This is a genomic window from Paracoccus sp. S-4012 (assembly GCF_009674885.1).
Classification (GTDB): Bacteria; Pseudomonadota; Alphaproteobacteria; order Rhodobacterales; family Rhodobacteraceae; genus Paracoccus.
In genome coordinates this window covers 161,623-183,404 of the sequence record NZ_WKKA01000006.1, presented here as the reverse complement: position 1 = coordinate 183,404, position 21,782 = coordinate 161,623, and the positions used below count along the sequence as shown (strand labels likewise).

General features: G+C 71.5%; 20 protein-coding genes, 1 tRNA gene, 1 pseudogene and 1 riboswitch. Of the genes and pseudogenes, 14 read left to right on the top strand and 8 right to left on the bottom strand.

Annotated elements, in window-relative coordinates; translation table 11 throughout:
* Positions 1-27 precede the first annotated feature (27 nt).
* From GI374_RS10265 to GI374_RS10245, 5 genes are all read left to right on the top strand, one after another.
* Positions 28-822: an ABC transporter permease gene (locus GI374_RS10265; protein WP_229583083.1), complete on the top strand. Its 795-nt coding sequence runs from the start codon at positions 28-30 to the stop codon at positions 820-822.
* 44 nt (positions 823-866) lie between these two features.
* Entirely contained in the window at positions 867-1,853 is a 987-nt protein-coding gene (locus GI374_RS10260; protein WP_154336972.1) for an ABC transporter substrate-binding protein, read from the top strand.
* Between the two features lie 204 nt (positions 1,854-2,057).
* Entirely contained in the window at positions 2,058-2,264 is a 207-nt protein-coding gene (rpmF, locus tag GI374_RS10255; protein WP_154336971.1) for a 50S ribosomal protein L32, read from the top strand.
* A gap of 25 nt (positions 2,265-2,289) precedes the next feature.
* Entirely contained in the window at positions 2,290-3,390 is a 1,101-nt protein-coding gene (gene plsX / locus GI374_RS10250) for a phosphate acyltransferase PlsX (RefSeq protein WP_154336970.1), read from the top strand.
* A 19-nt stretch (positions 3,391-3,409) separates the two neighbouring features.
* Complete coding sequence (locus GI374_RS10245; protein ID WP_370515267.1) at positions 3,410-4,384, top strand: beta-ketoacyl-ACP synthase III; 975 nt, start codon at positions 3,410-3,412, stop codon at positions 4,382-4,384.
* A gap of 3 nt (positions 4,385-4,387) precedes the next feature.
* On the opposite strand, the gene GI374_RS10240 is transcribed toward GI374_RS10245, so the two are convergent.
* Positions 4,388-4,657 carry a DksA/TraR family C4-type zinc finger protein gene (locus tag GI374_RS10240; protein ID WP_154336969.1) on the bottom strand — a complete coding sequence of 90 codons (270 nt, stop codon included), beginning with the start codon at positions 4,655-4,657 and terminating at the stop codon, positions 4,388-4,390.
* Positions 4,658-4,791: 134 nt separating this feature from the next.
* On the opposite strand from GI374_RS10240, the gene GI374_RS10235 reads away from it, so the two are divergent.
* The 6 genes from GI374_RS10235 (at position 4,792) to GI374_RS10210 (ending at position 9,008) form a co-directional block, all read left to right on the top strand.
* Positions 4,792-5,226, top strand: a complete 435-nt coding sequence (locus GI374_RS10235) for a DUF2231 domain-containing protein (RefSeq protein WP_154336968.1) — start codon at positions 4,792-4,794, stop codon at positions 5,224-5,226.
* Positions 5,223-6,602 carry a sorbosone dehydrogenase family protein gene (locus tag GI374_RS10230; RefSeq protein ID WP_154336967.1) on the top strand — a complete coding sequence of 460 codons (1,380 nt, stop codon included), beginning with the start codon at positions 5,223-5,225 and terminating at the stop codon, positions 6,600-6,602. The genes GI374_RS10235 and GI374_RS10230 overlap by 4 nt, the downstream gene beginning before the upstream one ends.
* A 121-nt stretch (positions 6,603-6,723) precedes the next feature.
* A complete protein-coding gene (ihfA, locus tag GI374_RS10225; RefSeq protein ID WP_154336966.1) occupies positions 6,724-7,026 on the top strand; it encodes an integration host factor subunit alpha in 303 nt (100 codons plus the stop codon).
* A 2-nt stretch (positions 7,027-7,028) separates the two neighbouring features.
* Positions 7,029-7,730 carry a MerR family transcriptional regulator gene (locus GI374_RS10220; protein WP_154336965.1) on the top strand — a complete coding sequence of 234 codons (702 nt, stop codon included), beginning with the start codon at positions 7,029-7,031 and terminating at the stop codon, positions 7,728-7,730.
* A 64-nt stretch (positions 7,731-7,794) separates the two neighbouring features.
* Positions 7,795-7,872, top strand: a tRNA-Pro gene (locus tag GI374_RS10215).
* A 56-nt stretch (positions 7,873-7,928) separates the two neighbouring features.
* Positions 7,929-9,008: a 2'-deoxycytidine 5'-triphosphate deaminase gene (locus GI374_RS10210; RefSeq protein ID WP_154336964.1), complete on the top strand. Its 1,080-nt coding sequence runs from the start codon at positions 7,929-7,931 to the stop codon at positions 9,006-9,008.
* 57 nt (positions 9,009-9,065) lie between these two features.
* Here the strand turns inward: GI374_RS10210 and GI374_RS10205 are convergent, their stop codons facing one another.
* The 7 genes from GI374_RS10205 to argS all read right to left on the bottom strand — a co-directional run bounded on the left by GI374_RS10205 (position 9,066) and on the right by argS (position 16,594).
* Entirely contained in the window at positions 9,066-9,284 is a 219-nt protein-coding gene (locus GI374_RS10205; protein ID WP_154336963.1) for a hypothetical protein, read from the bottom strand.
* Between the two features lie 23 nt (positions 9,285-9,307).
* Complete coding sequence (gene scpB / locus GI374_RS10200; RefSeq protein ID WP_154337053.1) at positions 9,308-9,901, bottom strand: SMC-Scp complex subunit ScpB; 594 nt, start codon at positions 9,899-9,901, stop codon at positions 9,308-9,310.
* Between the two features lie 44 nt (positions 9,902-9,945).
* A complete protein-coding gene (locus tag GI374_RS10195) occupies positions 9,946-10,731 on the bottom strand; it encodes a ScpA family protein (protein ID WP_154336962.1) in 786 nt (261 codons plus the stop codon).
* Positions 10,732-10,763: 32 nt separating this feature from the next.
* Positions 10,764-12,551 (bottom strand): sulfotransferase family 2 domain-containing protein, encoded by a 1,788-nt coding sequence (locus tag GI374_RS10190; RefSeq protein WP_154336961.1) that lies wholly within the window; start codon positions 12,549-12,551, stop codon positions 10,764-10,766.
* 68 nt (positions 12,552-12,619) lie between these two features.
* Positions 12,620-13,603, bottom strand: a complete 984-nt coding sequence (locus GI374_RS10185; RefSeq protein ID WP_154336960.1) for a glycoside hydrolase family 3 N-terminal domain-containing protein — start codon at positions 13,601-13,603, stop codon at positions 12,620-12,622.
* 4 nt (positions 13,604-13,607) lie between these two features.
* Positions 13,608-14,774, bottom strand: a complete 1,167-nt coding sequence (locus GI374_RS10180; RefSeq protein ID WP_154336959.1) for an SPOR domain-containing protein — start codon at positions 14,772-14,774, stop codon at positions 13,608-13,610.
* A gap of 74 nt (positions 14,775-14,848) precedes the next feature.
* The gene (gene argS / locus GI374_RS10175) at positions 14,849-16,594 is read right to left on the bottom strand and encodes an arginine--tRNA ligase (RefSeq protein WP_154336958.1); all 1,746 of its coding nucleotides are present in this window, start codon (positions 16,592-16,594) and stop codon (positions 14,849-14,851) included.
* 228 nt (positions 16,595-16,822) lie between these two features.
* Here argS and GI374_RS10170 point away from each other — a divergent pair.
* The 3 genes and pseudogenes from GI374_RS10170 to metK form a co-directional block, all read left to right on the top strand.
* Positions 16,823-18,397 (top strand): annotated as a pseudogene (locus GI374_RS10170) (DEAD/DEAH box helicase); the annotation flags it as partial.
* Between the two features lie 545 nt (positions 18,398-18,942).
* Positions 18,943-20,508 carry an apolipoprotein N-acyltransferase gene (gene lnt, locus GI374_RS10165; protein WP_154337052.1) on the top strand — a complete coding sequence of 522 codons (1,566 nt, stop codon included), beginning with the start codon at positions 18,943-18,945 and terminating at the stop codon, positions 20,506-20,508.
* A gap of 7 nt (positions 20,509-20,515) precedes the next feature.
* Positions 20,516-20,564: riboswitch (SAM-SAH riboswitch) on the top strand.
* A 4-nt stretch (positions 20,565-20,568) separates the two neighbouring features.
* Positions 20,569-21,741 carry a methionine adenosyltransferase gene (gene metK, locus GI374_RS10160; RefSeq protein WP_154336956.1) on the top strand — a complete coding sequence of 391 codons (1,173 nt, stop codon included), beginning with the start codon at positions 20,569-20,571 and terminating at the stop codon, positions 21,739-21,741.
* Positions 21,742-21,782: the final 41 nt, after the last annotated feature.

Genomic DNA, 21,782 nt, shown 5'->3' with positions numbered 1-21,782 from the left:
CCCGCGCTTGCCGTCTGGCTTGCGGCCATGGCCGTCAACATGCGCCTCGCCGGGCGGACCGAGCCGTGGATGCGGTGGGTCGTGGCCGCGATCTTCGGGCTGACGGTGGTGCTGGTCTGGGAGCTTGCGGTGCGGGCGCTGAACGTGCCGCAGGTGATCCTCCCCCCGCCCTCGGCGATCTGGTCGAGCCTGATCGCCAAAGGCGCGATCCTGCGCGGCGATTTCGTCCAGACGATCCTCAAGGGCGCGCTGACCGGCTGGCTGCTGGGCGCGGCCGCCGCCATCCTCACCGCTGTTGCCATCGACCGTTCGCCCTTCCTGCAACGCGGGCTGCTGCCCATTGGCAACTTCGTCGCGGCCCTGCCGATCGTCGGCATCGCGCCGATCCTCGTGATGTGGTTCGGCTTCGACTGGCAGTCCAAGGCCGCCGTGGTCGTGGTGATGGTGTTCTTCCCCATCCTCGTGAACATGATGGCGGGCCTCGCCGCCACCGACGCGCTGCAGCGCGACCAGATGGCGACCTGGAGCGCGGGCTACTGGCAGGCACTCTGGAAGCTGCGCCTGCCCGCCGCCCTGCCGTTCCTCTTCAACGGGCTGAAGATCACCACCACGCTCGCCCTGATCGGCGCCATCGTGGCCGAGTTCTTCGGCAGCCCGACGCAGGGCATGGGGTTCCGCATCTCGACCTCCGTCGGACAGCTGGACCTGCCGCTGGTCTGGGCCGAGATCCTCGTCGCGGCCATTGCGGGAACGCTGTTCTATGGCATCGTGTCGCTGATCGAGCGGCGGGCGACGTTCTGGCACCCGTCGCAGCGAAGTTGAAAAGGACCGCCGGGACGAACCCGGCGGCCAGCAGGGAGAGAAGAATGAAGACGCTGATGCTCGGCACCGCCTTGGCCGCCCTTGTCGCGGGCGGCGCGAATGCCGCCGACCCGCTGACGCTGCAACTCAAATGGGTCACGCAGGCCCAGTTCGCGGGCTACTATGTCGCAAAGGACAAGGGCTTCTACGACGAGGAAGACCTCGACGTCACCATCCAGCCGGGCGGCCCGGACATCGCGCCGACGCAGGTGCTGGCCGGCGGCGGCGCCGATGTGATCGTCGAGTGGATGCCCGCCGCCCTCGCCGCGCGCGAAAAGGGCCTGCCGATCGTCAACATCGCGCAGCCGTTCAAGTCCTCGGGCATGATGCTGACCTGCCTGAAGGAAAGCGGCATCACCAACCCCGAGACGGATTTCGCGGGCAAGACCCTGGGCGTCTGGTTCTTCGGGAACGAGTTCCCCTTCCTCAGCTGGATGAACCATCTCGGCCTCTCGACCGAGGGCGGGCCGGAGGGCGTCACGGTCCTCAAGCAGGGCTTCAACGTCGATCCGCTGCTACAGAAGCAGGCCGACTGCATCTCGGTCATGACCTACAACGAATACGGCCAGGTCCTGGACGCGGGCATCGCCGAGGATGATCTGGTGACGTTCAAATACGAGGATCAGGGCGTCGCGACGCTAGAGGACGGGCTCTACACGCTCGAGGCGACGCTGGCGGATCCCGAAATGGCCGACCGGCTGGCGCGCTTCGTGCGGGCGAGCATGAAGGGCTGGAAATACGCCGAGGAGAACCCCGACGAGGCGGCCGAGATCGTGATCGAGAACGACGAGACCGGTGCCCAGACGATCGAGCACCAGACCCGGATGGTGACCGAGATCGGCAAGCTGACCGCGGGCTCGGACGGCGAGCTTGATCCCGCCGACTACGAGCGCACCGTCGAGACGCTGATGTCGGGCGGATCGGACCCGGTCATCACGAAGGCGCCCGAAGGTGCCTGGACCCACGCCATCACCGACATGGCGCTGAACTGAGCGGCGGTCGCGCCGATCTCCGGCATGCCGGGGATCGGCGCGACATTCGACTTGCACCGGCGGCGTTTCCGTCTATGTTCCGCCGTTCATCGACCGGCGGTCCGACCGCCCGCCTCGCCTTGGGGTGTCCCCTGCCGGCCGATCCTGTCCCACAGCGCCGGGGTCCTCGACGGGCGGCCCGGCCAGAGAGCCCGAGGTTGTTTCATGGCCGTCCCGCAGAACCGCGTCACCCGCTCCAAGCGCAACATGCGTCGGTCGCATGATTCGCTCGTCGCCGGAAACCCGAACGAATGCACCAATTGCGGCGAGCTGAAGCGCCCGCACCACGTCTGCCCGTCCTGCGGCCATTACGCTGACCGCGAAGTGGTGGCGCAGGGTCCGGCGATCGACCTCGACGACGACGCCGCCTGAGCGCAGGCGCGCGAGGACGGCGTCCATGACCAGAGCCGAGGCCGCGCCGCCGACGGGGCGCCCTGCCGCCGATGGCGGTCCCGTGGTGATCTCGGTCGACGCGATGGGCGGCGACCGCGGTCCCTCGGCGGTGGTCGCGGGGCTGGCCGAGAGCGCGCGCAAGAACCCGGACATCCGCTTCATCCTGCACGGTCCCAAGGCCGAGCTGGAGCGGCTGGTCTCGAAGCGCCGCGAGCTGGCGGGCTGCTGCGAGATCCGCGATGCGCCCGGCGTCGTGACCATGCAGGACAAGCCCGCGCAGGTGATGCGCAACGGGCAGGACACCTCGATGTGGTCGGCGGTCGAGGCGGTGCGCGCGGGCGAGGCCTCGGTCTGCGTCTCCTGCGGCAACACCGGCGCGCTGATGGCGGTGAGCATGATCCGGCTGCGCAAGCTGCCCGGCATCAACCGCCCCGCCATTGCCGCCCTCTGGCCGTCGCGCAACCCGCAGGGCTTCAACGTCCTGCTCGACGCGGGCGCGGATGTGAAGGCGGACCCGGTGGATCTCGCGCAATACGCGATGATGGGGGCGGCCTATGCGCGCAACGGTCTCGACCTCGAGATGCCGCGGATCGGGCTGCTGAACGTCGGGACCGAGGAGCACAAGGGCCGCTCCGAGCTACGGCAGGCGGCCGAGCTGATCGCCGCGCAGGCCGGGACCGGACGCTATGACTTCGTCGGCTTTGTCGAGGGCGGCGACCTGATGTCTGCCCGCGCCGACGTGATTGTGACCGACGGCTTCACCGGCAACGTGGCGCTGAAGACCGGCGAGGGGACCGCGCGGATGGTCGGCGATTTCCTCCGCGACGCCTTCGCCAACTCCGTCATGTCCAAGTTCGCCGCGCTGCTCGCCGTGACCTCGCTCAAGCGGTTGCAGAAGCGGATCGACCCGCGGCGGGTGAACGGCGGCGTGTTCCTGGGGCTGAACGGCATGGTGGTGAAGTCGCATGGCTCGGCCGACGCGACCGGGGTCTCGGCGGCGGTGAAGCTCGCCTTTCAGCTCGCGCGCTCGGGCTTCCACGAACGTCTCGCCGCGCGGGTGGCCGCGGTTGCCCCGCCCGAGGGCGAACGGGAGGCTGCCTCGTGATCCTCGCGGAGACCATCTCGTGACCCGCCGCACCACCGTCGTCTCGACCGGCGCCTACCTGCCCCAGCGGGTCATCGAGAACAGCCATTTCGAGGCCACGCTCGACACCACCGATGCCTGGATCCGCGAACGCACCGGCATCCGGCAGCGCCATTTCGCGGCCGAGGGACAGGGCACCTCCGACCTTGCGATCCGCGCCGCGCAGGCCGCGCTCGACCGCGCGGGCATGGGGGTCGATGCGGTGGACGCGATCCTCGTCGCCACTTCGACCCCGGACCTGACCTTTCCCTCGGTCGCCACCATGGTGCAGGCGGGTCTTGGCCACACGAGCGGCTTTGCCTTTGACCTGCAGGCGGTCTGCGCCGGCTTCGTCTTCGGCCTCGCCAATGCCGACGCCATGATCCGCGCCGGTCAGGCCGACCGCGTGCTGCTGATCGGGGCCGAAACCTTCAGCCGCATCATGGACTGGACCGACCGCGGCACCTGCATCCTTTTCGGCGACGGCGCCGGCGCCGTGCTGCTGGAGGCCGCCGAGGGCGAGGGCACCTCTGACGACCGCGGCATCCTCGGGGTGGACCTGAACAGCGACGGGCGGCTGAAGGACCTGCTCTATGTGGACGGCGGCGTCTCGACCACCGGGACGGCGGGCAAGCTGCGGATGCAGGGCAACCTCGTCTTCCGCCAGGCGGTCGAGAAGCTGGCGCAGACCGCGCATACGGCGCTCGACCGGGCCGGGCTGACGCCTGCGGATGTGGACTGGCTGGTGCCGCATCAGGCCAACCAGCGGATCATCGCCGCGACGGCGCAGAAGATGCAGCTGCCGATGGACCGGGTGGTGCTGACCGTGGCCGAGCACGGCAACACCTCCGCCGCCTCGATCCCACTGGCGCTCGCAACGGCCGATGACGAGGGCCGGTTCGAGCGTGGCGACGTGGTCGTGACGGAGGCGATCGGCGGCGGCATGGCCTGGGGCTCGGTCGTCCTTCGCTGGTAAGCCTCAGCGCAGCTGGCTGTCCTTCGAGCCACGGCGGTTGATCCCGGCCTGCGGCTTCCACGCCCGGTCCGCGCCCTGCTGGCACTCGACACAGAGCTGCACCCCCGGCATCGCCTCGCGCCGCGCCTGCGGGATCGGCTCGTCGCAATCGGCGCAGGTCTCGCGGCTGTCGCGCTGCCCCGGACGGCGGCGGCGCATGCGCTCGATCGCCTCCTGCGTGCTGACCTCGATCTGCTCGTTCACGGCCCCGTCCTGGGCCCAGCCTCCGGCCATCTCCACCTTCCCCGAAAGTCTCCGTTCCCGAGGAATGTAGGCAGCCGAGGGCAGCGGTGCAAACTTCCGGCGACCGGCGCGGAAACCTATCGGCCGCCGCCGCGTTCCGCCTCGATGCCGTGACGAGGGGAGAGATGCCGGTGGTTGCCCTGTCGACGCCCGGACTGGTCCGGCCGATCCATCCCCTGCACGCGATCCTCCTCGGTTTTCCCTTCCCGCTGTTTCTGGGCGGGCTGGTCAGCGACCTCGCCTACCGCTCGACCTTTCAGGTTCAATGGGCAAACTTCGCGGCCTGGCTGAACGCAGGCGGCCTCGCGATCGGTGCGCTCGCGCTGCTCTGGGCGCTCGTCAACCTCTTCCGCGGCCCGGACCTGTTGCGTCGCCGGGGCCTCTACTTCATCACGCTTTTCGCGATGTGGGTCCTCGGCCTCATCAACGCCTTCGTCCATGCGCGGGACGCCTGGGCGATCATGCCCGAGGCGATCTGGCTCTCGGCCATCACCACGGTGCTGGCCTTCATCGCCGCGTGGATCGGGTATTCGGGCTTTGACGCGGGAGACGCGAGATGAAGCGCGCTCCCGTCCTCATCGGTGCGGTCGTCGTCCTGGCGGGCGTGGCCGCTTGGGCGGTCCTCTCGGGCGATCGCGGCGCGGCGCCGCCGCAATACGGCACCAACATCGACCTGCCTGCGCCGCAGCGCGGCCTTCTGCCGGTCATGACCATCCCGCGCCCCGCTCTCTGGGGCGATGCGCTGCCGGCCGTGCCGGCGGGCTACACGATCCGTCCGATCGCCACCGACCTGAAGATCCCGCGCCAGACCATCGTGCTGCCGAATGGCGACATCCTCGTGGCCGAGGGCCGCGGCGGCGGCGATGCGCCGTCGCTGCGGCCGAAGGACATCATCGCCGGTGTCGTCAAGGGTTTGGGGACGAGTTCGGTCGAGGGCGGCAACCGCCTGTCCCTGCTGCGGGATGCGGACGGCGACGGCATTTACGAGGCGCAGGGCGTCTTTGCAGACAACCTCAACGCGCCCTACGGCCTCGCCCTCGTCAACGGCTCGATCTACGTCGCCAACCAGGACGCCGTGGTGCGCTTCGACTATGCCGACGGCCAGACCGAGGCATCCGGCCCGCCCGAGACGCTGACGCAGCTGCCCTCGATCATCAACCACCACTGGACCAAGGCCATGACGGCCAGCGAGGACGGCCGCTTCCTCTATGTCGGCATCGGCTCGAACAGCAACATCACCGAGCGCGGGATGGAGGCCGAGGAAGATCGGGCGATGATCTGGCAGATCGACACCCAGTCGGGCATGCACCGGCAATACGCGACCGGCCTCAGGAACCCGACCGCGCTGACGATCCAGCCGGGCACCGGCCAGCTCTGGGCAGTGGTGAACGAGCGCGACGAGATCGGCGCGAATCTCGTGCCGGACTACCTGACGCGTGTGCAGGAAGGCGAGTTCTACGGCTGGCCCTACAGCTACTGGGGCACCAACCCCGACCCGCGCGCGCAGCCGCACGACGCCGGGAAGGCGGCCTCGGCCATCGTCCCCGATTACGCGCTCGGCTCGCATGTGGCGGCACTGGGCGTGGACTTCGCCAACTCCGCCGTCGGGCCGGACTTCGCCGACGGGGTGTTCGTGGGCGAGCATGGCAGCTGGAACCGCGATCCGCCGGTCGGCTACCGGGTGATCTTCGTGCCGTTCCAGAACGGGATGCCGGCGGGCGATCCGGTGGATTTCGTGTCCGGCTTCCTGCAGGAGGACGGGAAGACGCGCGGCCGCCCGGTGGGCGTGACCGTGGCGCCCGACGGCGCCGTGATCGTGGCCGACGACCTCGCCAACACGGTCTGGCGCGTGACACCCGACGCCGCCCCGGCGGCAGCGGCCCCTGCCGCGGCCTCGCCCGCGCCGGACGCGGCCGCGCCCGGGCAGGCCGACTGACCCGCACAAGCGCTTCCACCCGCTTGGAAATCGGGCCGGGGCGGGGAACGCGGTCTCCGGTGCGGCCGTTGACATCAACGTCCCGGCCGGACAATCCTGCCTCCTATGGAAGGAAACGCCCATGAGCGACAAGACCCTGACCCGGATGGATCTGTCCGAAGCCGTCTTCCGCGAGGTCGGCCTTTCGCGCCATGAATCCTCGCAGCTGGTCGAGAGCGTGCTGCGGCATGTTTCCGACGCGCTCGTGGCAGGCGAGCAGGTGAAGATCTCGTCCTTCGGCACCTTTTCGGTCCGCGACAAGAACGAGCGCATGGGCCGCAATCCCAAGACCGGCGAGGAGGTCCCGATCACCCCCCGGCGCGTCCTGTCCTTCCGTCCCTCGCACCTGATGAAGGAGCGGGTGGCGGCGGGGAACCGGCGCTGACGATGAAGAAATCGGCCGACGCCTACCGCTCCATCGGCGAGGTCGCCAAGCTGATCGGCGTGGCCCCCCATGTGCTGCGCTACTGGGAGACGCAGTTCCCGCAACTCGCGCCGGTGAAGCGCGCGGACGGCCGGCGGTATTACCGGCTGGAAGACGTGCGCCTGGCGGCGGGTCTGGCCGAGGTGATGCGCGAGGAGGGGCTGACCACGCGCGGCGCGGCCAAGCTGATCGCGCAGGACAAGGGCGCGACGGTGCGCGCGCGCGGGCTGAAGCGGCTGCCGGCGCATTTCGGCGGCGAGGCGCCGGACCCGGAGACAGCACCGGCGCAGGAGGCTGCCCCGAGGACGACGCCCGCGCGGCGGGGGCGAGAGGCAGCGGCGACCGGAACGGACGGGCGCGAGTTGCCGCTGTTCGACGGCCCTGACGCGGCTGCCGAACCGATGCAGGCGGAAACAGCCGTCGCTGACGCGGAGATGCTCGCGCAAGCGCCCGCGCCGGAAACCACCCTGACGCTCACCGCCGTCGATGAGGTCATCGGGATCGCAGAGGGCGACATCTCTGCTGCCCCCACCTCCGGCGAATGGCTGACCCGCCTCGCCCTCCTCTCCGGCAGCCTCCGCGACGGCAGCGGGCGCGCGCTCCCGCCGGCTGCGCTTCACCGTCTCACGGGCGAGTTGCGGCGGCTGCTGGAACCCCGCGTCTGACGCCCCGATTTCGCGCAGAACCGCCCTTGTGCTGGGCCGCCGGACCCCTCTATATGGCCGGCGTCGGGCCGTGGCGCAGTCTGGTTAGCGCGTCCGTCTGGGGGGCGGAAGGTCGCGAGTTCGAATCTCGCCGGCCCGACCATCATCGAAACGCCCGCTCCTTCCCGGGGGCGGGCGTTCGTCATTGAGGAGGCGGCGATGGCGCAGGACGAACCGACCGGCGTGCTGCCCGACCATGCGCTCGAAAGGCTCGTGGCGTCGGGGGCGCTGACGGCGGCCGCGCCGATCGCCCCTGACCAGATCCAGCCCGCGAGCCTAGACCTCCGCCTCGGCCCCTGGGCCGCGCGGCTGCGGGCTTCGTTCCTCGCCGGGCGCGGCCACCGGGTCGAGGACCGCCTCGCCGATTTCCAGATGCACCGCATGGACCTTACGCAGGGCGCGGTGCTGGAGAAGGGCTGCGTCTATCTCGTCCCGCTGATGGAACGGGTGCGCCTGCCCGCCGGCCTCGAGGGCGTCGCCAATGCGAAAAGCTCCACCGGCCGCCTCGACCTCCTGACCCGACTCGTGACCGATGACGGGACCGAGTTCGACCGCCTGCCCGAGGGCTACGACGGCCCCCTCTTTGCCGAGATCTGCCCGCGCAGCTTCTCGGTCCTCGTGCGGCCGGGCATGCGGCTGAACCAGCTGAGGCTGAAGGGGGCGGGTGCACCGCTGGACGATGCCGAGCTTGCCGCCCTGCACGCGCGCGAGGGCCTCGTGGATGGCGAGGCGCTGATCGACGGCGGCCTCGGCTTCTCGGTTGACCTCAGCGGCGCGGGCCTCGTCGGCTGGCGCGCGCGGCCCCATGCGGGCGTCGTGGACCTCGACCGCATCGGCGCCTATCCGGCGCGCGACTTCTGGGACCCGCTCGAGGCCGAGGCGGGCCGGCTGATCCTCGACCCCGGCGCCTTCTACATCCTCGTCAGCCGCGAGGCGGTGGCGATCCCCGCCACCCACGCGGCCGAGATGTCGCCCTACCTGGCGATGGTGGGTGAGTTCCGGGTGCATTACGCGGGCTTCTTCGACCCCGGCTTCGGCATCGGCGCCGAGGGCCGCGGCGCGCGCGGCGTGCTGGAGGTCCGCTGCCACGAGGCGCCCTTCGCGCTCGAACACGGACAGTCGGTCGGCCGGCTGGTCTATGAGCGCATGGCCTCACCCCCGCGCCGCCTCTACGGCGCCGGAATCGCGTCCAACTACCAGGGGCAGGGCCTGAAGCTCGCCAAGCAGTTCCGCGCCTGAACCCGATTCTTCTGCGAAGGATCGATCCGAAACTTCGCAGAAGTTTCGATGAGCAGGCTACCGCATCATCCGCCGCGCCATGCGGGCGGCCATCCGCGCGCGCTTGACGTTCTTGCGGTTGTCCGTCTGAACCTTGCGCTCGGCTGCGGATTTCGGCTTCGCCGCCCCGCCCGCGACCACGCCGCCGCGGCGCGCCCTGGCCGAGCTGCCCTTCCGCGTCGCCCAGTTCATCGCCTGCCGCATCAGCAGCCGCGTGAGCATGTTCATGATGTTCATGCGTTACTCCCCCGTGTTTTCCGTCAATCGGCGCCGAACAGATCCCCTGCCGGCCCGTCATTGTCCTCGATATCGGGCGCGTCCGGGACCGCCGCAAGGCCCGCCGCCGGACCGCTGCGCGGATCGAGCAGCCCCGCGGCCCGCAGTTCCGCCAGGCCCGGCAGGTCTCGCGTGCTCTCCAGCCCGAAGTGGTCGAGGAACCCCTCCGTCACCACGAAGGTCACCGGCCGCCCGGGCGTCATCCGCCGCCGGCCGAGGCGCACCCAGCCGATCTCGATCAGCTGGTCCAGCGTCCCCTTGCCGACCGCCACGCCGCGGATTTCCTCGATCTCGGTCCGCGTCACCGGCTGGTGATAGGCCACGATCGCCAGCGTCTCGATCGCCGCGCGGCTGAGGCGGCGGGTCTCGATGCGCTGGTCCTGCATGAGGTAGCCGAGGTCGGCGGCGGTGCGGAAGGCAAAGCCGTCGCCGACGCGGGCCAGTTCCACTCCCCTGCCCTCGTAGCGCCGCCTGAGCCGCGCCACCGCCTCGGCCGCATCGCAGCCCCGCGGCATGCGCGCGGCAAGCGCGGCGACCGACAGCGGCTCGGCCGAGGCAAACAGCATCGCCTCCACCATCCGCTCCTGCTCCTCCAGTGGCGGCGGCGCGAAGGGTTCACCACTCACGCCTTGCGGCCCCGGATCGAGATGGGGGCGAAACTAGTCTCCTGCCGGATCTCCACCACCCCCTGCTTCGCCAGTTCCAGCGTCGCCGCGAAGGTCGCGGCGGTGGCCGAGCGGCGGCGGGCCGGGGCGGCCTCCCAGCCCTCCGGCAGGAAGCGCGAGAGGTCGGTCCAGTCCGGCACGAACCCCACCAGCCGCCGCAGGCGGTCGAGCGCCTGCTCCATGCTGAGGATGCCGGTGCGGTCGAAGGCGAAGGGGCGGAACTCGTCGCGGGTCTGCAGCCGGGCATGAGCGGCCATCAAGTCCATCAGCCCGGCGGTCCAGCGGACCTCTTGCGCCACCGTCACCGCCTCCGGCGCGCCGCGGGCGAAGCGGTCCTGCCCCAGCCGGTCGCGCCCCATCAGCGAGGCCGCGGCGCGGCGCATGGCATCGAGCCGCTCCAGCCGGAAGGCGAGGTCGGCGGCCAGCTCGTCGGGGGACGGCCCCTCGGCCTCGGGGTCGGGCGGCAGCAGCAGCCGCGACTTGAGAAACGCCAGCCACGCTGCCATGACCAGCCAGTCGGCGGCGAGTTCGATGCGAAGCGCGCCGGCCTCCTCGATGAAGCTCAGGTATTGCTCGGCCAGCGACAGGACCGAGATCTGCATCAGGTCCACCTTCTGCGTCCGCGCGAGCGTCAGCAGCAGGTCCAGCGGCCCCTCGAACCCGTCCAGATCGAGGATCAGCGCCTCCTCCGCCGGGGCTGGCGAGGGAGTGTCTTCCACGAGGGTCAGGTGGGGCAGGGTCATGGCGGAAGCCTGAGGACGCAGCGGGGCGGCTGTCAACCGCCAGCGAGCCGCGCCTCGAGCGCCTCGATCCGCCGCGCCTGATCGAGCGTCAGTTCCAGCAGGTAGTCGAGCAGCCGGTCGCGCAGGGCGGCCCTGTCGGGCGCACCCGAACGCGGCCCCGCGGCGCCGCGCAGCTCGAGCCCGCAGTCGCGCGCGATGCGGTCGAAGATCGCGGCGTTCTCGGCCACGATTGCCGCGGTGGCGGAGGTGTCGAGATGGCGCGCGGCGAGGGCCTCGATGCTCGGCACTGCGCGGCCTTCCGCCAGCACCCGGCGGTCGAAGCGGTCGGCCTCGATCCGCTCGGGGAAGCCGGCCGAGTAGCGGGCGCGGGCGATCAGCTCGGCCGGCTCGGGCGAGGGCCAGACGCGGTCCGTCAGCGGCGGGAGCTCCAGCCCGGCGGCGGCGGCGAAGTCGGCGACGATGTCGGTCACGCCGTCGTAGGGGCGCAGTTCCAGCAGTTCCGGCATCCGCTCGGCCCACTCCACCACCCCGCGATAGTGCCGCACCACGCGTCGCGCGCCGGTGGCGTAGTCGTCCGGCTCGCCGCCCTTGTGGCGGTCGCGCAGCCCCCATTGGGCATAGGCCGAGGGCAGCCAGGCGAAGGGATCGCGGGCGTAGCAGATGGCGCGGACATCGAACGCCTCGCGGACTGGGCCGAGCAGCGCCTGCAGCGCCGCGGGGGCTCCCACGAGGCTTTCGTTGGAGAGAACGAGGCTCTGCAGTCCTTCGGAACGAACCCGAGCCAGCAGCGCATCGCGCCAGGCGGCCCCGAACCGGGCGAGCGCCTCGAGAGGCTGGCGCAGAAAGGCGGCATTGTCCTCCCATCCGGCGCGGTCCTCGCCCGGCAGCGCGAACCACATGCCGAGATAGGCCGCACCCTGCGCGGCAAGTGCGGCGCCGCCCTCCGCAAGCGCGGCCTGAACGGCGCTCGTGCCGGTCTTGCCCATGCCGATATGGAGGATCAGCTGCGGGCGGGTGCCGTCCGCCGCGCGAGGCTTCGCCGCCGGAACGGGCGCGGGTGCGGTCTGACGGTCGCGGACCTCGGACAGCATCGCCACATCCTCGGTATAGGCCTGCGCTACGGCCTCCCGCCCGGCCTCGGTCAACGTCGCCGGACGGCGGTTCGCGGCGCTGTTGCCCGGCTTCAGCGCGACGCTGTCCACCAGGTGCCACCGCCCCCCGCCGAAGATCGGATCGAGCAGGTTCGGCAACTCCGCCTCGAGGTCATCCAGCAGCACCACGCGAAGGTCGGGAATGTGGTCGAAGAACACCTGCCGCCGCTGTGGCCGCCAGTGCTCGTCCAGCATCAGCAGGGCCGGATCGGCGGCGAGGGCGGCGGCGAAGTCGTCGGGCGTGGCGAAGGGCGATGGCCCCTGGGGCGGCAGGCCGAGATGGGCGAGGAGCTTTCGCACGAAGGGCCCCTGCCCGCGCAGCTTCTTGGCGAAGGCCGAGACCAGCCGGTCGGCCGGATCGCGGACCAACGCGAACTTCACCACCGCGGGGTCGGCCAGCATCGCCTCGAAGCGGTCCATGCCGATATCCCGCGGGCGCTTAAGGGGGTTAGCGTCGCGGTTGTGGATGGTGCGGAAGTCCGCCCCGGGGACGGCCAAGCCGAGGCGCCGTGCCACGGCGAGGTTCAGCGTGGCCTTGATGGTCGAGCAGGCGACGATGGGGGTCGCGAAGTAGATGAAGCCGAGTTCGGGCGAGACATGAGTGGTGTAGTTCAGTTCGCGCGGGCTGCCGACGGCGGCGATCATCGCCCGGATGCGTTTCGATGTCATGCCGACCCCTCCGGCCCCTCGCGGCCGCGCGGAATGGACCACAGCGGGGCCGGTGCGGCAAGGCGGGTTCAGGCGGTGAGGCTCGCGTATTCAGCCCGGAGCGCGGCGAGATCGGCCGCCTCGGGCGCGTGCCGCGCGGCGAGGGCGCGGACGGCGCGGGCCTCGGCCGCCGCGGTCAGGCGGCCCGCGGCCTCGGCCACCGGCGCCATCGCCGCGATGTCGCCGTTGCAGTGCATCACCACGTCGCAGCCCGCCGCGATGGCCGCGGCGGCACGCTCGGCATGGGTGCCGGGCAGCGCCTCCATGGTGATGTCGTCGGTCGTCAGCAGCCCGTCGAAGCCGATCCGCTCGCGGATGGCGCGGATCGCGGCGGGCGACTGGGTCGCGGGGCGGACGGGGTCGAGGGCGGTGAAGACGATATGCGCGGTCATGCCGATCGGCAGGTTGGCGAGGGCGCGAAACGGGGCGAAATCGGTGGCCTCCAACTCCTGAAGCGCGGCCTCCACCACCGGCAGGTTCAGGTGCGTGTCGGCGTTCGCCCGCCCATGCCCCGGCATGTGCTTCATCACCGGCAGCACGCCCGAGGCCAGCAGCCCCTCGGCGCAAGCGCGGCCGTGGGCGGCGACGGACGCAACGTCAGACCCGAAGCAGCGGTCGCGCAGGAAGGGGTGCGTCGTCTCGCCCCGCAGGTCCAGCGTCGGCGCGCAGTTGCCGTCGATGCCGACCGCCGCCAGTTCCGCGCCGATCAGTCGGTAGCGCAGGAAGGTGGCGCGCGGTCCCGCAGCGGCAGCGGTCAGCGGCGGCGTCCAGTCGGTCCAGTGCGGGCCGCGCAGGCGCTGCACCCGGCCGCCCTCCTGGTCCACCATCACCACGGCGTCGCGGCCGACCGCCTCGCGCAGGCCCGCGGTCAGGCGGCGCAGCTGATCGGGATCGGCGACGTTGCGGCCGAAGAGGATGAAGCCCCAGGGGTCGGCCTCGCGGAAGAAGGCGCGCTCGTCCGGCGTGAGGACGGGCCCGGCGATGCCGCCGAGGATCGTGGCCCCGGCGGGCATGGGGTCAGTTGGCCTGCGTCGGGATGCAGTCGGTGCCGGCGGCCTTCAGGCTCTCGCAGAAGCCGCGCGCATCCGCAGGGGTGTCGAACCCGGCCACGCGCAGGCGCCAGAAGGTGCGGCCGCCCTTCTCGGTCTGCTGGACCAGCTGGCTCTTGCCGGAGAAGAGCCCGCCGTTGCGTCCGGCAACGCGATCCCATTCGCTGCGCGCGATGGCGTCGCTGTCGAAGGCGCCGATCTGGACCACCATGGCGCCGGAGGGGAGATCCGACTGGCGGATCACCGGCGCGGCGGCGGGGGCAGCGGCGGGCGCGGGCTCGGCGGCGGCGGCCGGCGGCGGCGGCGGCGTGGAAGCGGCGAGCGCCACGGCGGGATCGGCCGAGGCCACGCGGGTCATGCGCATCGGGCGCGGCACCGGGCGCGGCGAGGCGGCGACCACCGGCGTCGCGGCCTCGGCCACCGCCAGCTCGATCGCCTCGGCCTGGGTCGGGGTCTCGGTCAGCGGCTCGCCATCCGGCCCGAGAAGGGCGAGCGCCCCGGTCTCGTCGGCGTCGATCGGCGCGGTTTCGGTGAGGGCAACCGCCTCCGCTTCAGCTTCCGCTGCCAGCCGCGCGGCCTCGGCATCGGCGAGCGCCACGACCGGGGTGAAGGGCGCCTCGGGCGCGAGTTCGGACAGCACGCCGGGCGCGCGCTCGGTCGCGCCAAGCTCGCCCATCGCCACGTCCTCGTCGGTCAGGCTGGCCGAGGGCGGCGCGATCGCCACCTGCCCGACCTCGGCCGGGCCGGTCCCGGCAGCCACGGCGTTGACGGCGAGGCCCTTGCCGTCGCCCATGTCGCCGCCGGGATTTTCCGGCGCGACCCGCGCCTCGCCCTCGAGCGCGACGATTACCGGCACGCCCGAGACGTCGCGGGTCACGAGCCGGTAGCCCCAGACGGCGAGGCCCACCATCAGCGCGACGGAAACCAGCGCGCCCAGATAATTCAGCAGCCGCGCAACACGGCCCGCGAAACTGAGGCCGGCCGGCGCGGGGTCGGTGGCGTAGCGGTGCAGATCGTCGCGGTCCTGCGGATAGCGGGCGTCGTCCTGCGCCTCCCAGGCGGCATGGCCCTGCGCATAACCCTGCTCGCCATAGCCGTCGTCATAGCCGCCGGAACGGAAATCGATCACTGTCATCGCTGCCTGCCTGCTTCCTGCCGGTTGACCCGGTTTTTCGTGACTGCTCGCACCCCGGACGGACGGCTGTTGGTTCAGCGCATTTCTCGTGCCGGAGTCACGCCGAGGATACCCAGGCCCGCCGCGATCGCAACGCCGACGGCCCGCGCGAGGGCGATTTTGGCCGCCGTTGTGGCATTGTCGCCATCCTGCACGAAGCGCAGCGTGGCGTCGTCATGGCCGCGGTTCCAGAGCGCGTGCAGCGCCGAGGCGAGGTCATAAAGGTAGAAGGCCACGCGATGCGGCTCATGCGCGCGGGCCGCGATCTCGACCGTGCGCGGCCATTCGGCGAGCTTGCCCATCAGCTCCAGTTCCGCCGGATGCTCGAGGCTCGTCAGGTCGGCGCGGGCGAGCGCGGCGTCCGAGACGTCTATCCCCTGCTCCGCCGCCCGGCCCAGCACCGAGTTGATCCGCGCGTTGGCATACTGGACATACCAGACCGGGTTCTCCTTGGTCTGCTCCAGCACCTTGGCGAAGTCGAAATCGAGCGTGGCATCGTTCTTGCGCGTCAGCATGTGGAAGCGCGTCACGTCCGCCCCCGCCTGCTCGACCACCTCGCGCAGCGTCACGAAGGTGCCCGCGCGCTTGCTCATCTTGAAGGGCTCGCCGTCCTTGAAGAGCTTCACGAGCTGGATCAGCTTCACGTCCAGCGGCACCTGCCCGCCCGAGAGCGCCGCCACCGCCGCCTGCATCCGCTTGACGTAGCCGCCGTGGTCGGCGCCGAAGATGTCGATCAGGCTGTCGAAGCCGCGCTCGATCTTGTCCCAGTGATAGGCGATGTCGGGCGCGAAATAGGTCCAGGAACCGTCCGACTTCTTCACCGGCCGGTCCACGTCATCGCCATGCGCGGTCGAGCGGAAGAGCGTCTGCTCCCTCGGCTCCCAGTCCTCCAGCGTCTTGCCCTTCGGCGGCTCCAGGACGCCCTCGTAGATCAGCCCCTGTTCGCGCAGCCGCGCGATCGCGGCCTCGATTCGGCCGGTGCCATAGAGAGCGCGTTCGGAGGCGTAGTGGTCCATCTCGACGCCCAGCAGCGCCAGGTCCTCGCGGATCATGCCGAGCATGGCCTCGATGGCGAAGTCGCGGACATCCGTGAGCCAGACCTCCTCGGGCTGGTCCAGCAGCGCCTCGCCGTGCTTCGCTTTCAGCGCCTCACCGACCTCGATCAGGTAGTCGCCGGGATAGAGCCCTTCGGCGATCTCGGGCGCATGGCCGAGCGCCTCGCGGTACCGCTCATAGGCCGAGCGAGCGAGGACATCGACCTGCGCGCCGCCGTCGTTGATGTAGTATTCGCGCGTGACCTCGTGCCCGGCGAAAGCCAGCAGGCTCGCGAGCGCATCGCCGAAGACCGCGCCGCGGGCGTGTCCGACATGCATCGGCCCGGTGGGGTTGGCCGAGACGAACTCGACGTTGACCTTCTCGCCCGCGCCGAGGGTCGAACGGCCGAAGTCGGCCCCCGCTGATAGCGCCCCCCGCACGACCTCGCGCCATTGGCCGGGATCGAGGCGCAGGTTCAGGAAGCCCGGCCCCGCCACCTCGGCCGAGCTAATGCGCGGGTCAGCCCGAAGCTCCGCCGCCAGGGCTTCGGCGATCTCGCGCGGCTTCCTGCGCGCGGGCTTCGCCAGCACCATCGCGGCATTGGTCGCCATGTCGCCATGCGCCGGATCGCGCGGCGGCTCGACCGCGACGGCGGCAAAGTCGAGGCCGGGCGGCAGGTCGCCCGCTGCGATCATGGCGTCGAGCGCCTCGAGGACACGGGCGCGGATATCGGCGAAAAGGTGCATGGGACCGGCTCTCACGGGAACCCGCCCGGCTTGCCAGAGCGCCCGCGGGGCGTCAACTCGCACGAAAATCGCGTGCAGATTGACTTTGTGCCTCACACGATCTATATGCGCCCGGCCCGCATTCGGCGGGCAACCGAGGGGCGTGCGGATGGAAGCGTCCCGACATGCGGACAGACCCGATTGACGGGCTGCCGCTGCGGCACGCGAACCCGTCAAGAAAGCCCCCGAATGAACGATACCCCGACGCAGTTTTCCGACCTCAAGCTCGACCCCAAGGTCCTCCAGGCCGTGCTGGAGGCGGGCTACACCACGCCCACGCCGATCCAGCTCGGCGCCATTCCCCCGGCGCTCGAGGGTCGCGACGTCCTCGGCATCGCGCAGACCGGCACCGGCAAGACCGCGGGCTTTGTCCTGCCCATGATTACCCTCCTCGGCCGCGGCCGGGCGCGGGCGCGGATGCCGCGCAGCCTCGTCCTCTGCCCGACGCGCGAGCTTGCGGCGCAGGTGGCCGAAAACTTCGACACCTATGCCAAGCACACGCGGCTGACCAAGGCGCTGCTGATCGGCGGCGTGTCGATGAAGGACCAGGAGCGGCTGATCGACCGCGGCGTGGACGTGCTGATCGCGACGCCCGGCCGGCTGCTGGACCATTTCGAGCGCGGCAACCTGCTGCTGCAGGGCGTGCAGATCATGGTCGTGGACGAGGCCGACCGGATGCTCGACATGGGCTTCATCCCGGATATCGAGCGCATCTTCCAGCTGACGCCCTTCACCCGACAGACGCTGTTCTTCAGCGCGACGATGGCGCCCGAGATCGAGCGCATCACCGACACCTTCCTGCACGCCCCCGCCCGCGTCGAGGTGGCCCGGCAGGCGACCGCCTCCGAGACGATCGGGCAGCGGCTGATCGAGATCACGCCGACGCGCAAGGACCAGACCGCCAAGCAGAAGCGCGAGCTATTGCGCGCCGTGATCGACGCCGAGGGCGAGGCGCTGAAGAACGCGATCATCTTCTGCAACCGCAAGACCGACGTGGACATCGTGGCCAAGTCGCTGAAGGCGCATGGCTACGACGCCGCGCCGATTCACGGCGACCTCGACCAGCGGGTGCGGACGGCGACGCTGGAAGGCTTCCGCGAGGGGACCCTGCGGTTCCTCGTGGCCTCCGACGTGGCGGCGCGCGGCCTCGACATCCCGGCGGTGAGCCACGTCATCAACTTCGACCTGCCGAGCCACGCCGAGGACTACGTCCACCGCATCGGCCGCACCGGACGCGCGGGCCGCGAGGGGAAGGCGATCTCGCTCGCCGTGCCGGCGGACGAGAAATACCTCTCGGGGATCGAAAATCTCATCAAGCAGACCCTGCCCCGCGCGGCGGTTCCCGAGGGTTTCAAGCCCGGCGAGGCGGCGGAGCGTCCCGCGGCGGCGCGCGGCGAGGAAGGCCGCGCATCCAGCCGCTCGCGCAGCCGCGGCGGCCGTGGCCGCGCGCGCGTCGAGCGCGAGGAGGCGCCGCGGAAGGAAGCGGTGCGGCAGGCCGAGGCTGCGCCCGTGCCGGTTCGGGCGGAGCCGGTGGAGGCTCCGCGCGCCGCAGCGCCCGCCCCGCGGCGGGAGGAGCGGCGCGACGAGCGCCGGGATGACAGGCGCGACGACCACAGGCGCGGCGACGACCGTCGCGGCGGCCGCGACGAGCGCCGGGGCGGCGGTGGCGGGGCGGCGGTGCTCGGCATGGGCGACCACGTCCCCGAGTTCCTGACCCGCAGCTTCCGCGCCGGTGAGGCAACCGCGCCCGAGCCGGAAGCCGCACCGGCTCCGGCCCAGCAACCCGATCGCGCAGCGAGGTCCGCGAGGACACCGCGGGCCGCGCCCGAGGCGCCCCCGGCCGAAAAGCCGCCGGTCGAGGCGGTCGAGCCGGTCGCGGCCACCGAGATCGCCGCCGAAACAGTCGCGGCCCCGGTCGAGACGCCCGAAGCGCCTGCGCCTGCCGTAACGCCCCCGCCGGCCGAGGCGACACCCGCTGTCGAGGAAACCGCTGCCGCGAAACCGGCCCCTCGGCGGCGCACCCGCAAGAAGGCCGAACCCGAACCGGAGGCCGCGTCCGGCGAGGCCGCCGAGGCCGAAGCGACCGCCAAGCCGGTCCGCAGGCGCACCACCCGCAGCAAGGCCCAGCCCGCCGCGGAAACCGCGGAGGCAGAAGCCGCGCCGGCCCCGGAAGCCGAGGAAGCTACGCCCAAACGCCGCCGCAGCCCGCGGCGCAAGCCGGCCGCGGATACCGCCGACGGCGCCGCCGAGACCGTGCCCGACGACGGCGCGGCGGCACCGGCCGAAGCCTGACGGACACCCGCTTGCGCCTGCGCCGTCGCGATCCTGCCGCGCCGCCGCGGGTGAGCCGCCTGCGGCTGACGCTGCTGGAACTCGCCCTCGGCGCGGCCGCGGCGCTCGGGCATGCGCCCTTCGACTTCTGGCCCGCGACACCGGTCGCGCTCGGCCTCGCACTCTGGCACCTCGCGCGCGCAGCCACGGCGCGGCAGGCGGGGCTGCGGGGGCTGTTCATCGGCGCCGGGTATTTCGCCGTGGCGCTCGTCTGGATCGTCGAGCCGTTCCTCGTCGAGCCCGAGATCCACGGCTGGATGGCCCCCTTCGCGCTCGTCTTCATGGCGCTTGGCGGCGGGCTCTTCTGGGCCGTGCCGGTCGGGCTTGCCGCCCGGCTGGTCCGCGGCTGGCGGGCGCGAGCGGTGGCGATGGCGGTGCTGCTGCTCGTCTCGGAATGGCTGCGCGGCTGGATCTTCACCGGCTTTCCCTGGGCGATGCCGGGGCAGGCCTGGGTCGGAACGCCGGTCGCGCAACTCGCCGCCTGGGGCGGGCAGCTTGGCCTCACGGCGCTGACGCTCACCCTCGCAGTGCTGCCGGTGGTGCTGTGGCGTCCCGCCCGCACCGGGCTGCTGGGCGCGGCGCCGGGCCTCGCCGCATCGGCCGTGCTGCTCTCCGCCGCCTGGATCGCGGGCCTCATGCGCCTCGCCGCGCCCGAGGCCCCCGCCACCGGCCTCGTCCTGCGCCTCGTGCAGCCGAACGCCGATCAGGCGCTGAAATGGGACCCGGACTGGGCGACCGAGTTCTACCGGCGGCTCCTCCAAGGCTCGGCCGGCCCGACCGCCTTCGGCAGCCTGCCCGACGCGGTGATCTGGCCCGAGACGGCGGTCAGCTTCCTTCTGAACGACGCCGGGCCGGTCCTGCCGCAGATGGCGGAGGCGGCGGGCGGGGCGCCGCTGCTGACGGGCATGCAGCGGCACCAGGGCGGGCGGTGGTTCAACAGCCTCGTCGAGGTCGCGCCGGACGGCACGGCGACGGCCGTCTACGACAAGTTCCACCTCGTTCCCTTCGGCGAATACATCCCTTGGGGCGACGCCGTCGCGCGCTTCGGCATCGGCGCCTTCGCGGCGCAGAACGGCTTTGGCTACACCTCCGGCCCCGGCCCCGCGGTTCTGCAACTGGACCGGCTGCCCCCGTTCCAGCCGCTGATCTGCTACGAGGCCGTCTTCCCGCAACATCTGCGCGCACCGGCCGCCCGGCCCGAGTGGCTCCTGCAGATCACCAATGACGCATGGTTCGGGCAGGTCTCCGGCCCGTGGCAGCATCTGGCCCAGGCGCAGTTGCGCGCGATCGAGACCGGCCTGCCGCTGATGCGGGTCGCCAACACCGGCATCAGCGCGGCCATCGGCCCCAGGGGCCGGATCGCGGCGCAACTGGGCCTGGGCGTACTGGGGCGGATCGACGCGGTGCTGCCCGCGCCGCTGCCGCCGACGCTCTGGTATCGCTTCGGCGACGGGCCGCTGCTGGCCCTCGCCCTCGCCCTGCTCGGCCTCACCGTCGCGGCGGACCGCAGGCGCCCGATTGACGGCACCCGGCGCTCCCCTTAAGCGGGTCCGACCGTCACAACGGCTTCCTGGCGTGGCGGTTTGACCCCAATGGAGCACCTCATGGCCCGTTCGAACTACGTCTTCACCTCGGAATCCGTTTCCGAGGGCCATCCCGACAAGCTCTGCGACCAGATTTCCGACGCCATCCTCGACGCGCTGCTGACCGAGGAGCCGCTCGCGCGCGTCGCCTGCGAGACCTTCGCCACCTCGGGCATGGTGGTCATCGGGGGCGAGCTGGGCCTCACCGAGAAGGCGCGCCTGACCAGCACCATGGGCCGCATCGGCGAGATCGCCCGCGGCGTCATACGCGACATCGGCTACGAGCAGGAGAAGTTCCACTGGAACACCTGCCACGTCCTGAACTTCCTGCACGAGCAGTCAGCGCATATCGCGCAAGGGGTGGATACCGGCGGGGCCGGCGATCAGGGGATCATGTTCGGCTATGCCGTGGACGAGACGCCCGAGCTGATGCCGGCGCCGATCCAGTATGCCCATGCGATCCTGCGCCGGCTGGCCGAGGCGCGGAAGTCGGGGGCTGAGCCGACCCTCGGGCCGGACGCCAAGTCGCAGCTCTCGGTGCGCTACGAGGATGGCAAGCCCGTCGAGGTGACGCAGATCGTCGTCAGCCACCAGCACAAGGACGAGGCCCAGAGCAGCGACGACATCCGCGCCATCGTCGAGCCATATGTGAAGGAGGTCCTGCCCGAGGGCTGGCTGACCGGGAACACCGTCTGGCATGTGAACCCCACCGGCAAGTTCCTGATCGGCGGGCCGGACGGCGATGCGGGGCTGACCGGGCGCAAGATCATCGTGGACACCTACGGAGGCGCGGCCCCGCATGGCGGCGGCGCGTTCTCGGGCAAGGACCCGACGAAGGTGGACCGCTCGGCCGCCTATGCCGCGCGCTACCTGGCCAAGAACGTGGTCGCCGCGGGCCTCGCCCGGCGCTGCGTGATCCAGCTCTCCTACGCGATCGGCGTGGCCGAGCCGCTGTCGATCTACGCCGACACCTTCGGCACCGGCGCGATCCCCGAGGCCGAGATCGAGCGCATCGTCGGCGAGGTCATGGACCTGACCCCGGCCGGCATCCGCGACCACCTGACCCTCTGCCGCCCCATCTACCGCCGCACCGCCGCCTATGGCCATTTCGGCCGCGCGCCGGAGGCGGATGGCGGGTTCAGCTGGGAGCGGACGGACCTTGCGGACGCGCTGAAGGCGGCCGCGGGGCGCTGACGGCGCTGCTCCGACGCGGGGGCTTCGCGCCCCCGCACCCC

What these genes read in the sequence shown, in the direction of transcription:
- GI374_RS10265 (WP_229583083.1), top strand. Translation starts at nt 28, where the DNA reads ATGGCCGTCAACATGCGCCTCGCCGGGCGGACCGAGCCGTGGATGCGG.
- GI374_RS10260 (WP_154336972.1), top strand. Translation starts at nt 867, where the DNA reads ATGAAGACGCTGATGCTCGGCACCGCCTTGGCCGCCCTTGTCGCGGGC.
- rpmF (WP_154336971.1), top strand. Translation starts at nt 2,058, where the DNA reads ATGGCCGTCCCGCAGAACCGCGTCACCCGCTCCAAGCGCAACATGCGT.
- plsX (WP_154336970.1), top strand. Translation starts at nt 2,290, where the DNA reads ATGACCAGAGCCGAGGCCGCGCCGCCGACGGGGCGCCCTGCCGCCGAT.
- GI374_RS10240 (WP_154336969.1), bottom strand. Translation starts at nt 4,657, where the DNA reads ATGGCCGGAGGCTGGGCCCAGGACGGGGCCGTGAACGAGCAGATCGAG.
- GI374_RS10235 (WP_154336968.1), top strand. Translation starts at nt 4,792, where the DNA reads ATGCCGGTGGTTGCCCTGTCGACGCCCGGACTGGTCCGGCCGATCCAT.
- GI374_RS10230 (WP_154336967.1), top strand. Translation starts at nt 5,223, where the DNA reads ATGAAGCGCGCTCCCGTCCTCATCGGTGCGGTCGTCGTCCTGGCGGGC.
- ihfA (WP_154336966.1), top strand. Translation starts at nt 6,724, where the DNA reads ATGAGCGACAAGACCCTGACCCGGATGGATCTGTCCGAAGCCGTCTTC.
- GI374_RS10220 (WP_154336965.1), top strand. Translation starts at nt 7,029, where the DNA reads ATGAAGAAATCGGCCGACGCCTACCGCTCCATCGGCGAGGTCGCCAAG.
- GI374_RS10210 (WP_154336964.1), top strand. Translation starts at nt 7,929, where the DNA reads ATGGCGCAGGACGAACCGACCGGCGTGCTGCCCGACCATGCGCTCGAA.
- GI374_RS10205 (WP_154336963.1), bottom strand. Translation starts at nt 9,284, where the DNA reads ATGAACATCATGAACATGCTCACGCGGCTGCTGATGCGGCAGGCGATG.
- scpB (WP_154337053.1), bottom strand. Translation starts at nt 9,901, where the DNA reads ATGGTGGAGGCGATGCTGTTTGCCTCGGCCGAGCCGCTGTCGGTCGCC.
- GI374_RS10195 (WP_154336962.1), bottom strand. Translation starts at nt 10,731, where the DNA reads ATGACCCTGCCCCACCTGACCCTCGTGGAAGACACTCCCTCGCCAGCC.
- GI374_RS10190 (WP_154336961.1), bottom strand. Translation starts at nt 12,551, where the DNA reads ATGACATCGAAACGCATCCGGGCGATGATCGCCGCCGTCGGCAGCCCG.
- GI374_RS10185 (WP_154336960.1), bottom strand. Translation starts at nt 13,603, where the DNA reads ATGCCCGCCGGGGCCACGATCCTCGGCGGCATCGCCGGGCCCGTCCTC.
- GI374_RS10180 (WP_154336959.1), bottom strand. Translation starts at nt 14,774, where the DNA reads ATGACAGTGATCGATTTCCGTTCCGGCGGCTATGACGACGGCTATGGC.
- argS (WP_154336958.1), bottom strand. Translation starts at nt 16,594, where the DNA reads ATGCACCTTTTCGCCGATATCCGCGCCCGTGTCCTCGAGGCGCTCGAC.
- metK (WP_154336956.1), top strand. Translation starts at nt 20,569, where the DNA reads ATGGCCCGTTCGAACTACGTCTTCACCTCGGAATCCGTTTCCGAGGGC.